Source organism: Pseudomonas juntendi, assembly GCF_009932375.1.
In the GTDB taxonomy this organism is placed as follows: Bacteria; Pseudomonadota; Gammaproteobacteria; order Pseudomonadales; family Pseudomonadaceae; genus Aquipseudomonas; species Aquipseudomonas juntendi.
The window spans coordinates 1-18,536 of sequence record NZ_BLJG01000158.1 but is presented as its reverse complement, the minus strand read 5'-3'; the positions used below and the strand labels follow the sequence as shown (position 1 = coordinate 18,536).

At 60.8% G+C, this 18,536-nt stretch carries 20 protein-coding genes; 10 read left to right on the top strand and 10 right to left on the bottom strand.

The features are described 5' to 3' along the window. Positions 1 to 4 precede the first annotated feature (4 nt). Positions 5 to 856, bottom strand: a complete 852-nt coding sequence (locus tag GYA94_RS19445) for an STAS domain-containing protein (protein WP_161892900.1) — start codon at positions 854 to 856, stop codon at positions 5 to 7. A gap of 395 nt (positions 857 to 1,251) precedes the next feature. On the opposite strand from GYA94_RS19445, the gene GYA94_RS19440 reads away from it, so the two are divergent. From GYA94_RS19440 to GYA94_RS19400, 9 genes are all read left to right on the top strand, one after another. After that, positions 1,252 to 1,770: a type IVB secretion system protein IcmW gene (locus GYA94_RS19440; RefSeq protein ID WP_110676550.1), complete on the top strand. Its 519-nt coding sequence runs from the start codon at positions 1,252 to 1,254 to the stop codon at positions 1,768 to 1,770. Beyond that, positions 1,763 to 2,608, top strand: coding sequence for a hypothetical protein (locus tag GYA94_RS19435; protein WP_110676551.1), 846 nt, complete (start codon positions 1,763 to 1,765; stop codon positions 2,606 to 2,608). The genes GYA94_RS19440 and GYA94_RS19435 overlap by 8 nt, the downstream gene beginning before the upstream one ends. 11 nt (positions 2,609 to 2,619) lie before the next feature. Next, a complete protein-coding gene (locus GYA94_RS19430) occupies positions 2,620 to 3,375 on the top strand; it encodes a hypothetical protein (protein WP_110676552.1) in 756 nt (251 codons plus the stop codon). A gap of 1 nt (position 3,376) precedes the next feature. After that, positions 3,377 to 4,513, top strand: coding sequence for a hypothetical protein (locus tag GYA94_RS19425; RefSeq protein ID WP_161892899.1), 1,137 nt, complete (start codon positions 3,377 to 3,379; stop codon positions 4,511 to 4,513). A gap of 7 nt (positions 4,514 to 4,520) precedes the next feature. Beyond that, positions 4,521 to 5,696, top strand: coding sequence for a hypothetical protein (locus GYA94_RS19420; RefSeq protein ID WP_161892898.1), 1,176 nt, complete (start codon positions 4,521 to 4,523; stop codon positions 5,694 to 5,696). A gap of 13 nt (positions 5,697 to 5,709) precedes the next feature. Beyond that, a complete protein-coding gene (locus GYA94_RS19415) occupies positions 5,710 to 6,846 on the top strand; it encodes a M23 family metallopeptidase (protein ID WP_161892897.1) in 1,137 nt (378 codons plus the stop codon). A 27-nt stretch (positions 6,847 to 6,873) separates the two neighbouring features. Continuing rightward, positions 6,874 to 8,175 (top strand): hypothetical protein, encoded by a 1,302-nt coding sequence (locus GYA94_RS19410; RefSeq protein ID WP_161892896.1) that lies wholly within the window; start codon positions 6,874 to 6,876, stop codon positions 8,173 to 8,175. A 67-nt stretch (positions 8,176 to 8,242) separates the two neighbouring features. Further along, a complete protein-coding gene (locus tag GYA94_RS19405; RefSeq protein WP_110676556.1) occupies positions 8,243 to 8,668 on the top strand; it encodes a hypothetical protein in 426 nt (141 codons plus the stop codon). Between the two features lie 14 nt (positions 8,669 to 8,682). Further along, a complete protein-coding gene (locus GYA94_RS19400) occupies positions 8,683 to 9,114 on the top strand; it encodes a hypothetical protein (RefSeq protein WP_161892895.1) in 432 nt (143 codons plus the stop codon). 38 nt (positions 9,115 to 9,152) lie between these two features. Here GYA94_RS19400 and GYA94_RS19395 read toward each other — a convergent pair whose 3' ends face one another. From GYA94_RS19395 to GYA94_RS19380, 4 genes are all read right to left on the bottom strand, one after another. Beyond that, the gene (locus GYA94_RS19395) at positions 9,153 to 9,875 is read right to left on the bottom strand and encodes a Yae1 family protein (RefSeq protein ID WP_110676558.1); all 723 of its coding nucleotides are present in this window, start codon (positions 9,873 to 9,875) and stop codon (positions 9,153 to 9,155) included. Between the two features lie 84 nt (positions 9,876 to 9,959). Continuing rightward, positions 9,960 to 10,571, bottom strand: a complete 612-nt coding sequence (locus tag GYA94_RS19390) for a hypothetical protein (protein ID WP_110676559.1) — start codon at positions 10,569 to 10,571, stop codon at positions 9,960 to 9,962. A 79-nt stretch (positions 10,572 to 10,650) separates the two neighbouring features. Beyond that, positions 10,651 to 11,310 carry an OmpA family protein gene (locus GYA94_RS19385; protein ID WP_110676560.1) on the bottom strand — a complete coding sequence of 220 codons (660 nt, stop codon included), beginning with the start codon at positions 11,308 to 11,310 and terminating at the stop codon, positions 10,651 to 10,653. Then, on the bottom strand, positions 11,307 to 11,798 hold the full coding sequence (locus GYA94_RS19380) for a hypothetical protein (RefSeq protein WP_110676561.1): 492 nt from the start codon (positions 11,796 to 11,798) through the stop codon (positions 11,307 to 11,309). Before GYA94_RS19380 ends, GYA94_RS19385 begins: the two co-directional genes overlap by 4 nt. 290 nt (positions 11,799 to 12,088) lie before the next feature. Between GYA94_RS19380 and GYA94_RS19375 the strand changes: the two genes are divergently transcribed. Further along, a complete protein-coding gene (locus GYA94_RS19375) occupies positions 12,089 to 12,622 on the top strand; it encodes a hypothetical protein (protein ID WP_110676562.1) in 534 nt (177 codons plus the stop codon). 65 nt (positions 12,623 to 12,687) lie between these two features. Here GYA94_RS19375 and GYA94_RS19370 read toward each other — a convergent pair whose 3' ends face one another. The 5 genes from GYA94_RS19370 to GYA94_RS19350 form a co-directional block, all read right to left on the bottom strand. Beyond that, on the bottom strand, positions 12,688 to 13,122 hold the full coding sequence (locus tag GYA94_RS19370) for a hypothetical protein (RefSeq protein ID WP_110676563.1): 435 nt from the start codon (positions 13,120 to 13,122) through the stop codon (positions 12,688 to 12,690). A gap of 126 nt (positions 13,123 to 13,248) precedes the next feature. Continuing rightward, positions 13,249 to 15,072 carry a phospholipase effector Tle1 domain-containing protein gene (locus tag GYA94_RS19365; protein WP_255326956.1) on the bottom strand — a complete coding sequence of 608 codons (1,824 nt, stop codon included), beginning with the start codon at positions 15,070 to 15,072 and terminating at the stop codon, positions 13,249 to 13,251. Between the two features lie 29 nt (positions 15,073 to 15,101). Then, positions 15,102 to 15,554, bottom strand: coding sequence for a hypothetical protein (locus tag GYA94_RS19360; protein ID WP_161892894.1), 453 nt, complete (start codon positions 15,552 to 15,554; stop codon positions 15,102 to 15,104). A gap of 87 nt (positions 15,555 to 15,641) precedes the next feature. Further along, positions 15,642 to 16,031: a hypothetical protein gene (locus tag GYA94_RS19355; protein ID WP_110676566.1), complete on the bottom strand. Its 390-nt coding sequence runs from the start codon at positions 16,029 to 16,031 to the stop codon at positions 15,642 to 15,644. 167 nt (positions 16,032 to 16,198) lie between these two features. Beyond that, on the bottom strand, positions 16,199 to 18,536 hold a 2,338-nt coding region (locus tag GYA94_RS19350; protein WP_161892893.1), incomplete at its 5' end, for a DotA/TraY family protein.

Here is an 18,536-nt window from a genome sequence, read left to right as displayed (position 1 = left end):
GGGCTTACCCCTGCTTGCTGATGTCGCAGCCCAGGCGTGCAAGGGCTAGCTTGAGGGCGTCGGCCAGGCTGGCCTTGGTAGTCAGCGAGCCCAGGTCCAGCCCCAGGTGCACGATGGTCTGGGCGATTTGCGGGCGCACGCCACTGATGATGCAGTCGGCGCCCATCAGGCGGATGGCCGTGACGGTCTTCAGCAGGTGCTGCGCGACCAGGGTGTCGACGGTGGGTACACCGGTGATATCGATGATGGCAATTTCCGAGCCGGTGTCGACGATGCGTTGCAGCAGCGACTCCATGACCGTCTGGCTACGCTGCGAGTCCAGCGTACCGATCAGTGGCAGCGCCAGCACCCCGTCCCACAGTTTGACCACAGGGGTAGACAGCTCCAGCAGTTCTTCCTGCTGGCGCCTGATCACCTCCTCGCGGGTTTTCTGGAAGGCGCGGATGGTGTGCATGCCCATGCCATCGAGCAGTTCCGACACCAGCCACAGTTGCTCGGCCAGGCGGGCCGGCTCGCTGCTGTACTGCGCTTGCAGCAAGCCGAACAGCGGCCCTTTCAAAGCGAAGATGAAGAACGCGGCCTGGTGCGAATCGTGGCCAAGCTGAGCGCGGCTGGCAGAAAGCTTCTCCAGGAACCGGCGCAACGCCTCCCACTCGCTGCCGGCCAGGTGGTTGCCGCCACCAGCGCGCAGGCCGTCCACCAGCAACTGCAGAAATTCCTGGGTTTCCTGTGCCAGTACCTGTTCTTTGATATTGCGCGTGGCGCCGTTGGTTTCGAGGCCGGCTGTCCATTCCTCGCGCAGTTGCGCCTGGCTATGTTGGATAGCCTCCAACGTGCTGCCTTGCAGTGTTGCCATGTGCCTTCGCTCCAGTGGTGAAGGCCGGCGTCCCGATGAATGGCCGGCCTGCTGTGAATGACATTTGCCGGTTCGATTAGTTGTGCAGCGGGAAAAGATAATTGCATTAAGCCATTTAGGATAGCCCAACGGCTTCGGATTGCGGCACGGCTGCTGTCAATTAGTGGCTTCAGGCAGGGCTGGCGCACAGCACTGCTTTCTACTCGCAGCCCCTGCCAATCAAAGGCTTCAGCTGCAGGGCGTCGCCCACTTCACCCACGAGACAGTGGCCACTTGCCAATAGCCGGCAACTATATTTCACATGTCAAAAAGTTGATACGCCATCATTTTTGATACAGAATTAGAAACAGGATGCATTTTAGCGTATTTCAGTATGCTTAAAGCGAGTGCAGGGAATGGACCAACACACAGCGTACGGTGCGCACACACCGGCCATTGAACAGCTTGACCTCACGGCCCACGGGGTTCTTGGGCATTTCGCCAAGTCATCGCGCAATGCCGCACTGGTCAAGTTCCTGATCAGCATGGATCGCCTAGACCGCTGGGCGGTGGACTTCGATGAGGATGCTTCAGGGCAGCAATTCGAAATCCAATTGCTGGTGCAGGAACTGCAGGCGTTCATCGAAGCCTACGCAGGGGTCCTGCACCACGTGCCGCAGCGATTCGCCGAACTGCTGGCCCAACTTACCTCTTCGCGCTGTATGTACCTGGTGCGCTATGTCGCGCAACACAATGATGCGTTTACCGGAGCGCTGACCCCGCTGCTGGCCGGCGACCTTGCGCAGCCCGCTGATTTCACGGCATTTCGCCGCCGGCTGGATGCCTTCAGCAAAGCTCACCTGCTCAGCGAGATCTTCTGCGCAGAGCGGCTGCGCGAGATATCCCAGATCATGGAGAGTTACGCAGATGTATAACGGACGACCGAACCCTGTTGCTGCAGCGGTAGGCAAATCTGTGGGCAAGCACGCGGCCATGGGCAGCGTCCTGGGTGCCTGGTTACTGCTGGCAGGGCCGGCAGTGGCCGCTTCCAGCAGCCTGGGCGCTACGTCGAGCGGCTTGCTGTCGGAGCAGAGCTCGGTGGTGGCCGAGGCCATCAAAGCCGATGCCCAGGACTGTGCCGACGGCACCAAGGAAGGCACGATCGGCGCCTCCATCAACGACGCACTGAGAATTCATACCGAACTCGCGGCGGCAACACCCAACGTCGAATCGTTGTTCAGCGCCACGGCCGATTGCTTCGGGGGCTTGGGCAGCCTGTTCGACCTCTCTGGCTCCATCCCCAGCCTGGGTTCCATTTTCGCTGCTGCCCAGCAAGCGGTGCTGAAGTACGCGCAGAAGAAAGTGTGTACGGCGGTCCAGCAGGTGTCTTCCATGGTCACCAGCCCTATCAACCAGGCAATTGGCAAAGTCAGCAGCGGCACATCGCTGGCGGACCTGAACGGGCTGACCAATGGTTTGGTCAGCAAGGGCATGAGCACACTCGACCCGGAACTGGGCAGCAGCTACCACAGTACCCCTGCCGGTTACGAGGCCACCTACACGGTCGACGTCAACCCGTTCAATTACGTGCAAACCGACTTCGGCGGCGGCACTGGCACTGGCACTGGTACTGGCACCAGCAGCCCCGCTGCCACCAACACCGTGGCACCTGCAGCCAGTACCCCGCCCGCAAGCACTTCCAGCAGCACCAGCCGCTCCACGTCCGGGTCAGGCAGCGGGTCGTCCAGCTCGGCTGCCGGCCTGTTCAACTGAAGGGGTTGGGAATGAAGAAAATCGCAGCAGTTGCCGCCGTCGGCCTTGCCCTGGGCACTACGGCGCTTCCGGCCCAGGCCCTGACCTGGGCCTCGGTGCTGACGTTCATCAGCACCATGCAAAGCGAGCTGAGTGCCTGGTCGGTGACCGTCAAGCAAACGGCGCTGTCGGCCAACGTCGTCGCGCAGATGGACAACGATTCGAAAAAGCAGCTTGCCAATGCCGTTGGCGCCATCGAAATGTCCGACCGGGCAATGGCGGCTGTGACCTCATTCGACTCAGCAGTGGGGCAGCCGGTCACCAGCAAGTGCATTGCCCAGCAACAGGGCAAGCTCATGGTCGAGGCCGTTTCTCAGCGCGACAAGGACACAGCGCGCCTGATGGCGACCTATTCCTCGCAACGCGTTGGCTCCAAGGCCGCAGCCGATCAGGAAACGCTGGCCATGCACCGCGACAACTACTGCAGCGTGTCTGAAGCCAGGCAGGGCATGTGCACCCTCAACGCCAACGGCATGCAAGGCTGGGATGTGGACTACGCCGGGCCTTTCAGCGAAAAGACCCTTGCCCCGGAAGGCGAGACAGCAGCCTATGCCTACACCGCGATGATCACCGATCAACGGGCAGAAGCACATATCGACTGCAACTCGATCGCCTGCAATGCCGCCCAGTCGCAGCAACTTGCCGCCTCGGCAATGACTGCCATGGCTGCCAATTCTCTTGTCGGGCAAGTGACGGACCGTCGCGTGCCAATGCTCACGGGGCAGTGATATGAATTTCCGGCTCAAGTTAGCCAGCATCGTCGCAGGTTCGACCATGCTGTCGGGTGTGTCCTACGGCGCGTTGTACGGTTTCGGCCCCGCCGAAATGTGGACTGCAGCGCAGATCACCGCACTGTCAGGTTCCGTGGGCGGCAACATCACCACGTTTGGCACGACCTTCGCCAACCAGATGAACATCAAGTTCGAGCAGATCATCTCTGCCGTTGCCGTAGCCACCAAGCAGGAGGCACTGTCGGCAAGTGTGATTGCGGACAACAGCAGGCAAACCGCCGAGCAACTGATCAACGCCAGCCGTGCGCAACAACAGAACGCGGCGGCGACCAAGGCCTATCTCGATTTCAATGCCGCTACCGGCCAAGGTTTCGACCCTTGCGGTACCGTGGTCAAGAACAAGTCGATGGACATCGCATTCACCAGCATGGCGGCCAGAGCCAAGGCAGCAGTTGGTGAACTGGATGCCTCTCCGGGTCGCTTGGTGCCTTCCACCGGCCAGGCGATGCAGCAGCGCCTGGAAGAGCACCGCGCCAAGTTCTGTACCGAAGCCGAGGCAGACGCCGGCCTCTGTACCCTCAGCAAGCTGCCCGGTGGCGACACCAACGCGGCGCTGCTGTTTGAAGCCGCCGATGCCGATTCGCTGGCTACCGAGGCGCGCACGGCTTACATCCAGCATGTGATAGGCCCGCCAGACGAGGCCCTGGCCAAGGAAGCCGGCGCTACGCCTGCCGGCGAAACCTACATGGTGCAGAAAAACCGCAAGGACTCGATGCTGTCCATACCCGCCTACAGCCTGTCGATGATCAACGCAGCCAACACCCGCAGCAAGGAATTCGGCGGTAAGTCGCCCAATGAAGTGCTCAAGCTGCGTGTGAACCAGTACTTTGGTGGCAAGGAGGCGCTGGAGTGGTCAGGCAACCTGGCGCGCCAGACGCAGCGTGGGTTGCTGGTCGAAGCGGCCAAGATGGGTGGCCTTGAGGTCTGGATCCATCAGCAACAGTACGAGCAGAACCAACGGTTGCTCGCCAACTTGGCAACGCTGGTCATCGCCTCCTCCGACGGCCTGAGCGCCCCTCTGGAAGCGCGCTACCAGAAGGTGCTGTCTGAAACTGCAGCGCAAGCGGTACAGTGAGGTGCCCATGAAACGGAATTTCGACGAAGCGCGTGAAGCACGCAAATGGAAGGTTTCGCTGGGTGCGTCGCTTGTCCTGACCTCTACGCTGGCCTGGGCCTATTGCCCGCCCCAGTATCAGGAAAACACCGTAGCACCGGCATTCACGGCTGCGACCCAGACCCTCAACGGCCTGGTGTCCGGGGTGGATGCGACGCTGTCGGCCCTGCTTGAAACCCAGAGCCAGCGCCTGACCTCGGCCATTGCGGTCCTGACCAAGCAAAAAGCCTTGGCGGCGAACCAGATCGCAGAGGCTGGGCACAATGCCGCCCAGCAAACGGCCACGGGGCTCAAGGTGCTCGCGCAGACCCAGCGCGTGAAGCAGTCACGCTTCGACTACGGTGGCGAATTCGGCCAAGGCTTTTCGCCTTGCTCGGTCTACGCGACCCGTACGCTGATCAGCGCCCGCGATGCCGATATGGGCGGCGAAGTGCGCCAGCGCGTCAAGTCGGAAATCGTCGCCGCCCCCGGGACCTACGCCGAGCCCATCAGCGCCCAGGCGGCACTGGTGCAGGCACGCAAGCCATTCTGCACCCAGGACCAGGCAGATTCCGGCCTGTGCGAATCGGTCGGTACGCTGCCGGGCGCCGACCTGACCGTGGCAACCTTGTTCGAACCCACCATGGAAAACGAACCGCTGTACCAAGCGAAAGTCGGCTTCGTCAACAACCTGGCCGGCCTGCCAGACGGACCAGTGCCGGCAGCGGCGGGCAAGTCCGCCGCCACCGAAGACTATGCCCTGTCCAAAGCCCGCAAAGATGCCCTGGTATCGCCGGCACTTGCCAGCCTGAAGGCCATTCAGCTTGACTACTCCGGCGTGGAAGGCAAGGAAACAGGTACTGACCTGCCACTGGCCGTGCACTTTCGCAACGAGGTCAAACGGTATTCGGGCAATACCGCCCAATACGACAGCTGGGCCAGGGTCATGTCTGCGCAGAACGAACGCGGCGCGCTGATCGAGATCCTGAAGATCAAGGCGCTGGACCTGGCCATCCAGGAAAAACAGTATCGCCAGTACGAAAGCATGGAAGCCCAGCTGGCCTCATTGGTGTCGATGTCGGTAGCTGGCGCGGGGGCTCAAGCCCAGACCAGCCAGGCAGCAGCGGACGCCGCCAAGCAAAACGTGCAGCAGAGCGTGAAGTGACGGAGCGCAAGGGATGAACATGACAATCTTGCGCGGCATCGCTGGCCTGGGCCTGCTGGCTTGCGCCTGTGGCGCCATGGCGGACACTTGCATGGTGTCCCCTACCGACAAAGAAATTGTTTCTGGCCGTTTCGGTAAATTTCGCGGCGGCGGCTCGGCCAACCATGGCTCGGCCAACCAGAAAGCGCACATGCACGACGGGCTGGACTTCTCCACCAGCGGTACTTCGCAACCCGTGTACGCCACCACCGAAGGCAAGATTACCTTTGCAGGCTCCAGAGGCTCGGCAGGTAACGCGATTCTGATCCAGCGCGCCAACGGCGATATCGTTGCGTACTACCACCTCAGCGGCTTCGCCAACGGCATCAAGCAGGGCGTTGCGGTCAAACCGGGGCAGAAACTGGGGTTATCCGGTAACACCCCCAGCACATCCATGGCCAAGCACTTGCACTTCACCTACGGCACCACCAAACGGGACGAAGCCAGGGCCAAAGCGTTCAGGGAAAATGCCCACCGCGGGCCATTCAACCCGGCACAGTTGCCATCCGCCGTGATCAACCCTCAGCCTGGCATTGGCTGGAAGACTGACCCGGCCCCCTATTTCTGCCAAACTTACGCCATCCAGGACGGCCACCCCGAGCACTACCCGATTCTGGGCAAGGACACCAAGGCGCAACACCAGATCCTTTTCGGTAATGTACCTGCGGGCGGCGTTGCCCCAGACTCCACCGCCGAGCCTGTCCAGGTGGCAGCAGCCAACGCCGATGCTGCGCTGGCCGAAGCGGATGGCAAGGCGCCCGCGATGTACTTGTCCGATTCTGATGGCTATGGTGCCTTGCCAACCGCTCCGATCGGTGGCTATGACACCATGTCGGTGTCGGAAATGCTCGCGACCGAAGCCGGCCGGCGCTTCAGCGATGCCGAGTGGAACAACAGCATTACCCATGTGTCCAGCCGCGCCCTGTGGGTCGACTACAACCGGGCGGTGGGGGTCGGCAATTACTTGTCGGAAGCGATTTATCGCAAAAAGGAAAAAGTTGAAGCATTGCTTGCCGTTTACGCGTCGCAGAAATTGGCAGGTCAAAGGATTCAGACCGACGGGGCCCAGCAGCGAGCCCAGAAAGGAGCTGTTTCCAGATCCATTGAATAATGCGGCGCCCACGAAAGGTAAACATAGATGGAACCCAAAGAACTCGATAAGCCTGATCAAGCCGCCGCTGATTCTGCTACCGGGCCTATAGCCCAGCCAGGGCGCAGCTATGCAGGTATCCTGGTCCATCGTGGCGTAGCGCCTCTGAACAATGACCCGAACAGCAAGAACGCTTACGCCCTCACGGTCAAAACCACTGAGGGTGAAGTGATCTTCGCGGATCCCGGTTTCGCCGAACTCATGGAAAGCACGCCCGTCCAGGTTGGCGCCCCAGTGCGCCTGGACCCCCACGAAGGCGGCTGGCGGGTGCAACAGATCAGTGCCGAGCAGTTGCAGGCATTCAATGCCAACGCAGGCAGCACACACGCGCTCGACAACCCGCAAGCAGCAGGTAACGACAGCGCTCGGAACACGTCCGCCGCCCCTGACCCAGATGCACTGGATGCGCTGATGAAAGTGGCGGCTGAGTTGAAGGCCACACCCGCGTCACTGGACCCGGAGGAAGTGCGACGCATCGATGAATCACTGAATGAACGAACCAAAGCCGCCCCACAGCGCGAACATGGCGGCGCAGCAACGCTGCTGCAGGGCAGCGCAGAACTTCTGGGCGGCGTGGCATCGTTGACGGGCGCAGCCATGCACGGCATTGGCAAAGGTGCAAGCGCCCTGGCCGATGCCTGGCGTGAGGGCAGCAAGGCCGGGTCTGTCGAACCTTCACCTGGGCTTGCAGAGTCCGAAGAGATGCTGGGCCGGGTACAGGTTCTGCCTCGTCTGTCCGAATACCGCGTGGACCAGGTCGAGAAAGCCGCTGGCAATTATGCCAAGGCCCATGCCGCGTTCTGGAGCGCGGGCACCATGCCACAGGTGCTGGAGCAGATCGAGGCGCGGGCCGGGCAAGCCGGCCTGAGCGTGCCCGAAGTGATCGAAAAGATGAAGCCTGACGGTGAATTCACCGACTTGCATCACGCGTTCACCGACGCAGTGGCGCAGTCCCCTGATGCGCAAGGCCACCGGAAGGCCATGGACAAGGCGCTTACCGGCTGGGCGCGCCAGTACGGCCGAGCCCAGGAAGAGCTGCTGAACCCTGAAACCGAAGGCAACGCGCACTACGACAAGCTCAAGGCCCGCCTGGAGACGTCCAGCGAAAATATCCATGACAACGCAAGCAAAACCCCGGCATTCGAAGGGGAAGCACAATCGCATCTGGAGCGCTTGCAAGCGTCCATGCAGCGCATCTTCGAACGCCTGAAAGAGATGATGCAAGGCATCGTAAACATGGTTGGCAACAAGGCCCAAGGTAACTCGCAGGACAATGACATGGCGCCGTGAAACCTGGCCAGCCGGCACCTGAATGGCGCCGGCAAGGCATTCGTATTCACTACGCAAGGAGGATGCAATGAGCGAGTACAGCAGCTGGAAAGACATCACCGCCACCCCGCAGGCCCACCTGGACTTTCTTCGGGTGATCGATGGCAAGCTGGAAGAAGGCCTGGGTGGCAAGAACTTGTATGAAACGCTCGCCAAGGACGTCACCGTAGAAGGCAAAGCGTTCAGCCAGGCTTTCCACCTGAACAAACTGGAAGCCAGTTCATACGGTTGGGACACCGACGAAACGCCGGACCCGGTCAAGCTGGAAATCGTCGAGTTGACCACAAAGATCAAGGATGCCGACCCAGGTTATGACCTTGCCCACTTCACGGTCGGCTATGAGTACATGATCACGGAGATGAAAGAGCGCGGCGTGCAAGTGGATGCCGGTCTGGACCACAGCGACCCGGCGCCCACGATCCGTAGCGGTTCTGACTACGAACCTGGCCTGTGACGCTGGAGGTACTTGTGAAAGCGATCATGCCTCTTTTGCTGGCTTTCAGCGTGCCGACACTGGCGCTTGCTGGCCAGGCCCAGCAAGCGCCAGTGGCCGAGGAGCAGTGGCAGGAGCTCCCGCGCAATACCACCATCTACGTACCGGTGCCCAAACAGGTCACGCCGGTGGCGGCTTATCGCTCGTGCTCGAACCGCTATGAAGGTGAACAGTGCGATTTCACCACGCCGCGGCAAGGCGTGATCGAAGGCACCTGCCAGGCCCCGGAATTGCGTCAGCCCCCCGCCTACGGCTACGAGGTGCAGCAATACCCCGCACAGGTACGCACGGCCCTGGTTTGCATGCCTGTCGAGGGCCCGGGGGGTGACGGCCAGGATAACCCAGGCCACGAGACCGCGCTACCGCCGCCGGCTGCAGCCCCGTCAACCTCCGGTCCCGAGGGCTGAGCAGTCAGAACTGGCGCACGCTGCCATCTGCGGGCAGGTCAGTCGACACCCTGTCCGGGGGTAGCCGACTGCAGCAGCGCCATGATGAACCGCTGCGTGTCCGGCAACTGCCTGCCGAACGCCTCATCCAGCTCAGGTGCGACCTCTATATCGCCTGCACGCAAGCTGCGGGCAACCTGATCCTGGTACTCCTTGACGAAGCGCTGGCGGATGGCCTGCGCTTCAGCGCTGTCGCTGGCGACCAAGTCTTCCAACAGTGCCTGCGCTGCCCGCATGAATACCAGGCTGCGCTCGTATTGCAATTGCCTGAGCCGGGATTGCTCGAGCACTGCGGCATAATACCTGTCCAGTACCTCGACCCTTGCCTGCAGTAACTCATTGTTGCTCTGCAAGGCCGCATAAGCTTCAGGATTGACAGCCGCCGCCTGAGCGTGCGCATTCTTGGCAGCGTCAGCCACTTTGGACATTTGCTCGTACATCGAGTCGATAATGCTTTTCTGGCGCTGCACGACAGTCCGCAGCTCCACCGCCTCCTGGAAATACTGCCTCACATGGTCCCTGAGGGGCTCCAGTTTTTCGTTGGCGCATGCGGCGCCTGCGTCCCAGCCCTGCGCATACCCCTGATCGAAGCCCTCTTCAAGCCCCTCCTTGCGCCCCTGGCTGCGCCCGACATGCAGGTTGGAAATTGCATGATCGAGCGAGCCGGTGTATCCACCATCCAGGCCACCACCCGGTCTGCCCGCACCCCAGTTATGGTCCATCTCGCCATCTCCCTGGATCGGCGCGTCCTCGGAACATGCGCCGCTAGATTCTGGTCAATGCCTGACCCGATACTGTCGACCGGTTCAGCGCGTCGTCTTCACCTCGCCCCCAGCTGCTTGCTGAGCCTGGGCTTGAGGCAAGGCAAAGTCGGCGAGACGATGCAGCGCAACCGCTACCCAATCGCCGCCGAAACGTTCGTCCTCCAGCACTGACTTCAGCGCCAGGATCGGCACGCAATGCCTTCCCTCACCTTCGACATAAAAAGCGGCCATCCATTCGGGCAGCAAATGCTTAACATCTTGGTGGGTTTCCACGCTGAACGCCAGCGCAAGGATACCAGGCAGCGACTTGACCTCGCGGCTGGGCAGCGCTTCGGCTAGCCAGAAGGCCACGTCGCCGAGCTGGCCCGCCTGGATAGGCAGCAGGGCCACAACCTTGTGCCCCTTCTGATCAACGACAATACCTGGCTCAATCTCGAGCGTTGGCGCGTCAAAGCTGATCGGTTCCCGACGAATGGGCAGCGACTTGAGGAAATGCTCCAGCAGCGTGTACAGCTCGAAAGCTACCGGAATGTCCTTCTGAATGGAGGGCGCACTTCTGGCCATCACGCCGACGAAGCCACCCCCTGCCTCAGCGAGCACATCGCCCCCGATGGCCTGCGCCACGAACGCCTCGAGTTCATCCAACGAATACATGGTCCCACTCCCGCACAATGGCTTCGCCAAGTTGAACGTCAACTTGATGTTCTATCGGCCATACCACCTGCTACAGCCCTCAGGGTTGGCGAGCGAGTGGGGTGCTTTGCCGGTACTGACCGAAAAACTCGAACTCAACCCGCCGATTAGCTGCGCGCCCAGCCGCAGTGGCGTTCGAGGCAATGTAACCGCCTTCCTGGCCTTCGGCGCTGATCTTGGCTGGGGCTACACCGCGCTGAACGAGGTACATTTTTGCCGCCTGCGCCCTGAGCAGGGCGACCCTGCGATTGGCTTCTACCGTACCCACACTGTCGGTAAAGCCAACGATCTTCACCTGCAGCGCGTCCTGGGCCGAGCGCACCAGAACATCGCCGTCCTCAGCACTGGGGCTGAAGCGCGCATGGCCAAAAGCAAAATTGAGCGTCATGTGGTTGATCGACGACTGCACCTGCTCCTGCCGCGCCCTGATTGCCAGAAGCTCCTGTCGGCTACCATTGGCGTCGGCCTCCGCCGCTGCCAGCCGAACCCGCAAGCTCTGGATCTCGCTGTTCAGGGCATTGATGGTCTGCTGCATTTGCGCGGTGTCCTGGCCTTGCGCAGAGGGTGCTGCATAGGGAAGTGGTGCAACAGGGCTTTCGACCAGCTCGAACCCTGCCAACGCTTTCGGCGCCAACGTGGCCGAGAGGCACGCGAACACCAGCGGCAGCCATCTATGAGGGGTGAGAACGAGGGTGCTCATACATCTCTCCAATATCGCAATACCACGGAAACGATGGCCGACCAGGCGTACCCCAACAGCAACACGAGGATGCCTACCAGCAAATAGGTGCGCAGCGGGTCCATGGCATCCTGGCCCAATGGCTGCAGCCCTGGAGCCAACGTGGCGGGGAACCAGGCGAACAGCAATGCCACCAATGGCGCCAACCACAGGCCACGGCGCAATCGACGTTGGTCCCCGTCCCGCGTCCACCACGCGAACCAGCCCAGGCTGAGCAGATAGGCAGGCAGCAACATGACGCTCAACAACAGTGCTGAAAAGGACAACGCGGCGATATAGAAGCGGGGTGACCCTTCGGCCATTTCACCCATCAGGGTTGCAACCACAGCGATGGTGAAAGCAACCAGCGCTACCCACAGCGGCACCGACAACAGCCACAGTGCTGCGCGTCGATCCCCCGCGGCCCTGGGGTCCGGCCCCACCGCGAGTGGAGGTAATGCGTAGGACATGCGTGGAAACTCCTTGTAAAGGCCACCCGTGCGGCCAGGTCCAGATGAACCGCCGTTGCGTCACAGGCAACGTTTGACACCCTGTCACTTGTTAGAATGACTTGTTAGAAAAATGCACGTAGTGATGGCAAGTATGAGTTTCACGCGTTTTCGCGTCAAGATTTGAATAGCCCTATGAACCCGCGCCGTCTTGACCATGGGCCAGGCGTGGCGCACACTCGCGGCATTGGAAAAACATTTTTCTAACAACCTAAATTGATAGCACATTGTCATCCAGAAGGATCTGACCCATGAAAGCGCTGAAACTCGCCCTGCCTTTGCTGGTTTCATTGGCCTGCACGTCGGTACACGCCGCAGAACTAGACCCGACAGAAGCCAACGCCCGCCTCACCCAGGTCCTGACCTGCAAGCGTAATGTTACCCCCGAGCAGTTCGAGGCGTTGGTCAAGGCCGCCCACGGCAAGGCAATTGTGCAAGCCTCGGACCTGTCCGACGGCGAATATACCGTTCCGAATCCACTGGATGTGTTTGGCCGCGCTGTCACCCGCCTTGCCATGCACCCTGGCTCCAATGGTGAAGGCGACTTCAATACCTACTACGGGGTATTTACCGGCGAGAGCATCCAGGCGGTGGCCAAGCTGGCCGACGTCCCCCAGGACGAGTTCGGCCAGTACAAGAAAGAGGTCGGCAACCACGACCTATGGCTCTACGCAGATGGCAGCGACACCTCCATCAGTTGCTCGTATGACATGCGAACAGTCGTGAAAACAATCAAAAGCACTGCACGCAAGGCTGCGGACGCCGTGCAACGAGCCACCCAGTAGCCCCGCTGCCCGCGCAGCGTCAGCTGGCCAGCCAGCCTACGCCTCAGGCCCGATCGAGGGCCTGTTCAGCCTGCGCAGTACTGCCCCGCCAGCTGATGGATGCGGGCAGCCACCTGCTCCTGCGCCGTAGCCTGCTCGCAAGCCCACAGCAGCATGGCTTCATCAGGAACACTGCCAACCCCGGCAGCCTTGTCCGCCAGGTACCACAGTGCACGCATGACGAACAGCGGGTCGGCGTTCAACCGTGCGTCCCCTGCCGACTGCAGGTAGGCAACCAGCGCCTGCAGCGCACCCACCAAGCCCTTTTCCTGGCTGAACTGGACCAAGGTACCCAATGCGCGCGGCTGCATGCTGGGATGGATCGTCAGCGGCGTACAGCGCTGGGAATCGAGCAAATCCCAAAATGTCACGCCGTCCTTGCATACCATGCCCACGCGACGGCCACCCGCCATGTCATCGACCTCGATGAAAGTGCCTGGCTGGTATTTGTGGATTTTCATTTTCTCGCCCTAACCGATTGAATGGCCGACCACCGCCGGCAACAGGTGCATTCTAAGCAAGCAGTGTGCAAAAAGCGTCATCGCACTGCCTACCATCGCGCCCATTGTGTAACAGCTTTCTCGCACTCAGGGCTCGGGGCTTTCCCAAACCATGGTGTGCTGCTGCTCGAGCACAACAGGGCAGTCAACCACCGCACGTATCTGTGGCCTGCCATCCGCCCCGGCAATTGTGTATTCGGCCTTGAAACGACCTTCAGGCAGCTCGCGGATCCATTGCGCTGTTTGCTTGAGCCGCTCGTCGATGGTGACCGCCTGCAACTCGGGCACCACATTGCGCAAGTCGATGGCAATCAGAATTCCATGCGCGCCTGCAAATGCCGGTTCCTCATGTACCGCTTTCAGGCTGCCCACCGGGTTGCCATTGGTGTCATGGAGCTCGAACGGATCATCACAGCTCAATGTTCCCCGCCTGCGGATGACATCACCGGCGTCATCAACGATGCGGGCAACCTCATAGCCCAAGCCCAGCTCGATAAAGGCAGACGACCCTTCTGGGTCGACGCGCAACTCGGCATACCGGGCAGGCGCAATCAAGCCTGGTACAGGCACGTCCTTCAGGCCCAGGCGCTGGATGAATTCTACTTCGGGCCTGGACCCCGCCAGCAAAGACGAAAGTTCTGCCATTTGCTGGCGCGACTCGACGGCTGGATCGGCGTCGAAGTCGTCGGCGATCGACGCCAAGGCGCTTGCAGCACTGACCGGCGCCTTGTTCAGCAGGGTGGAAGGGTTGTCGACGTCGCGGTTCCAGCCAAAGAGATTTTGCCCCACATGCCGGCCGACCCGTTGGAGTACAGGGGCAGCCAGTGAGCGGTCATTCTCGAAAATGACTTTGCGAGCGTTTACAGCATGGTCGAATGGCTTTTTTTGCCAGGCGAGGAAGCTAGGCGCCCTTTCCCACCCGATGAAATTCAAGGTGCCGCTCTCTGCAGGGAACGGCCGGTTGTTGACCTGGGTGTAAGACCCATCCACTTCTCTCTTGAACGCCTCATTGCCTTTCAATAACCGAGAGTCGATCAATGCCCCCTGCACACGCTCGGGGTCTTTGATCAGCGCGTTATATTGCTCGATACGCTCAAGCTCGTTGGCCGGGAGTGCCCGCAGCCCCACCCCTGCAGACTTCAAGCGGTCATACATGAGTGCCAACGGCCCAGCTGCCAGCAGGTCGTCGCGATAACCACCGCCCACTTGCGAATGAGCCCCTGCGAACCTGATCTCTTCAATACGTGAGTTGTCGCCATTGCGCAGCGCGCTCGTCAAGGGGAACGTTGTGCGGTATTCATGCATGGCCACCAGGTGCGTGGTGGACTTGACGTTGTTACTGATTTCCAGATTTTTACTGACGTGGCTGTCGGTAACAGGAATACCGTAGGAAGCAACAGTGTCGAAAATGGCAAGTTTGTTGATTTCAGCCTGACCAGGCGGGATCAGGTATTCACCTGTGGCCCTTTGCTGGCTGTCGAGTCTGGGCACGCCACGGTCGATCACCTCGTTGGTGAAAGCACGGGCCTGCGCAGCGCCGCGACTAAAGCCAATTACATTCAATTCAATGTTCAGGTCAGGGTTCTTGTTGCAGAACGTGACGAAAGCAGCATAGGCCAGCTCGATACGGCTCTGGCTACCGCGACCTGTACCGCGCTCTATCAGCGCGATGGGCGTATTACCCTTCTGGCTGCCCACCCCATCCAGGTAGATTTTCTCTGACCGCCCGGTAGGTCCGTCAGGCCCGTATTTGAGGGGCACAGCGCCGGTGTTGAGAGAAAGGTTGGTACCGTGTGCGGTGTCGTACTCATAAAGTCTGGCGACATTGGTGTGGCTACCGACTGGCGTGTCCCTGTCCTTGTTGTTATCGGTGCCATCCATGTAAACACTGAAATAAACTGTCTTACTCATGTCATGTCCCTATGAACAAACTGCCGCCATCAGCCCTGATTCAATTTCAGGATATGCGCCTTTATGGCCTCACCGGCTGCCTGGACAAGGCTCAGGTGAAACGCCTTGCCCAAAGCCCGCAAGGGTGACCCGCGCAATGACTCGGCTGTCGCGTGGAATGTAATCACGCAGAGTTCCTCGGCCAGCACCTCTATGCTGCGATGGCGCATCCAGGGTTCGTCATACGGCTTTTGATGCCAGGTGGAAATCTGGTACTGGGCGTCCTCTCTTTCGAATGCCGCATACAGGTCCTGCGCCAGCGCGATACCGGTTTCTCGGATCAGGCCTGGGTCGACATCGCGGCTTTTCAGCAATGCCTCGAACGGAGCATTGGCGACAGACATCAAATCGCCAATGGTGTAGCCCGGCATCGGCGGAAACACACCAGGCGGCAACTCGCTGCCCGGGAGACTACCGTCGCTAGAGTTCTCTTCGTCACGCATAAAAAATCCTTCCGCGGAATGTGAAAAACGCTACCTGCCTGTGGGTGCTGGTACTTGGAAGGCCACCGACAGGCAACCCGCCTTGCTTCAGTTTGCGGATGCCCGCAACCGCTGCACAGCGGCATGATAAAGCAGGGTCAGGTCCTGCTTGGCATTCAACACTTCATTGTGAAAAACGGCAGAAACAAACGGCGCCACCTTGAAGAAATCCGGCAGCACTTGCGGAGCGCTGGCATGGATCGGAAAGACCGGATTGGCGGGTGCAGCCAACTGGAACTCATAACCGAACCCACCCAAACCAGCGCGCTCGGACAACGCCTGCGCAATACACAGGACCGCCAGCAACCCGATTTCCGCCACGTCGTCGGCATACAGCTCACCACCATCGTAGATAAACTGCTCACCGCGCACGATAGCCTGGTCGGCCAGGCCGGTCAGCAGCCGTCGAAGCTGGTCTTCCAGTTGATTGTCATCCATGCCAAGCCTCCGCCAAGCGATCCGAGTCAGGTATCAGGGTGCGCACACGATTGCGCGTCAACGTCCAAGACAATCTGGGGCAAGGGAAATTCCGCAAAGATGGCAAATTGCCATGAAACCGTCAGCCACCCTTCGCCCAAATACCCGCGTTGCAACATCGCTGCCGCTCATCGGCTTTCTTCATCACCTTCTTTGCCGCCCAACGATTCAGACCCGGCCGGTTGTGTGGCCTCAGTGAAGCCTTGACCCTGCGGGCCTGCACTTTGCGCGTGCGCGCCCGCTGGGACGGCCTGCTCCTGGTGGGTGTCGCTTCCAGCGGGGGCTGAGCCACCGCTCAGAGAATCCTTGTAGGCCTGAATGCGCGCATCTGCCCCTTCATGATACGCCGCCTTGCCCTCGGCACCCGCCGTGGTAAAGGCTTCCTTGTAGTCGGCACCGGCGGCACGTGCTGTCGAAGCCAGGCCGGCGCCTGCGGTCAACACCCCGGTAGCCACGCCTTCACGCATCCGCCCTGCCAGCGAGGCCGAGCCGGCCTCGCGGAATGAGCTCACGCCAGCACGCCCAGCGGACAATGCAACATTGCCAGCCCTGCGCAGGGTCCTGCCGGTGGCGGCGGTGCTACCCGCCACTGCCCGCCCCAGCGCCACGCCAGCCGCCTCGCTGCGTTTTTCGCCCAAGGTGCGGTTGCCCGCCGATGCGGCCTGGGCCCTTGCACCCGAGTCACCAGAGGCCGGGCCTCCAACACCTTGGCCATTGGCGTTGACGAGCGCCGGCTTGCCAGCAGAGCCACTGCGCGACCCACCCCCGCCTGGGCCGCCACCTGGCCGACCGCCACCTGGTCCGCCGCCGGGCGACGAACCATCTGGGGGTGGCAGCTTGCCTTGGCTATGACCAAGGCGCATGCCCGAGCCACTACCGCCGATACTCCCCCCTGCGGCAGCGATGCCGCCGCGCATCTGGCCAGTGGCGTTGGTTTCGCCCAGGTCACCGATACCCGCGCCAATCCAGCGCAAGACCTGGTCTGGCAAGGTCTGGGGCAGGCCAAAGATCATGTACAGCACCGGCAGCAAGGTCAGCCCGAACACCATGAACCACCAGCCAAACGTCAGAAACTCTGCAATGACACTCACGCCCCCCGTCGACTTTACGACGGCGCCGCGCATGGCGAAGAAGCCCTTGGCTATGTAATCGATCACCGGGTCAGACACCAGCACGGCCGCGAACAAACCCAGAACCGCAAGTGCAGGGCGTGCGAACAGCGAAAGCAGCAGCAGGTAACCTTGCGTTTGCGACCCCACGAATGTCCTGTCGGGGGTCATGTGCATCACAGCCCATAGGGGTGCAGCAATGATCGACTGCAAGACGGCGAGCACCCAGCCGACAAATACGATCATGAACAGCGTGTAGGGCAGGCTCGGCAGGAACACACCGAAGTAGAAGGCCAAAGGCTCGATATAACTGGCCATCAATGCGAGCTGCTTGACCGGCACCTCAAGCACCCAGTCCCAAAGCGGGGTAACGATCTTGTCCGCCTCCAGGCCGTTACCCAGTACCTTGGCTGCCGATACAGTACCTGCAAGCAATCGCACAGCCGTGGTGGTGGTCTTTATCGCGACGTCGGCAAGCAGGATGCCGGCGCGGGCAACGCTCAGGTAGTCGCCCACACACTTCATGCGGTTGAGCGAGCCGCCCATCTGCCCTGCGGTACCGCAGAGCGGGGTCTGCCCGTTACTCCCGGCGCCTGTCGCAATCTCGACGACATTGAGCATCATGCCGTTGACGAACGACGACATCTTGCTGTCCATGTCTGCTCGCAGCGAGCCCACGTTGATATCGGTCTTGGGGTCCTTGGGGATGAGGCTGGCGAAGTCTTCCGGCTTGGTGGTCTTGGCCTGGGTGTAGGTCTCCTTTTCTTCAGACTTTTTGTTGATTGTCTCGGTAACGGTGGTCACGCTGTTGCTCAGCAGCTGATAACGGGCATCTACAGGCAGACCGACCAACGACGGTGCGCCTACCGAGCCCACCGGCTCTGCCAACACGCCTGCGATCTGGCCACGCACCATGCCCACGCGCTGGAACCAACCGCCAGCGGCTGCCCAGCCATCCTCCGTGAGGGTTTTCAGGAAGTCTTTCAGCCCACTGTCCACGTCACCCTGCTCGTTGGTGATCTCACTGACAAGAGAAGTCGCAACATGCTCCTCCCATCTCTCCACGATCTCATTGAAGCGGTCCGAGTCGACATTGCCCCAACCTGCGTCATTGATACTCACCGGCCACGACTGGACCCAGTTGTCGAGGTCGCGCATCAGGTAACCAGCAGCGTCGATCTTCTCCCCCTGCACCTCCTGACGTACCTTTTCGAGGGCCTGGGCAGTGGCATCGGATTTGCTCTGTGCCACGTATGTTGAGAGCTTCACCGTGCCACAGAAAGGCTGCCCGCCGGCAAGGTTGGTCACCGAATTGCGGTCTTTGAGGAGGAAGGTGGACTCGGCGATTTTCAAGGTA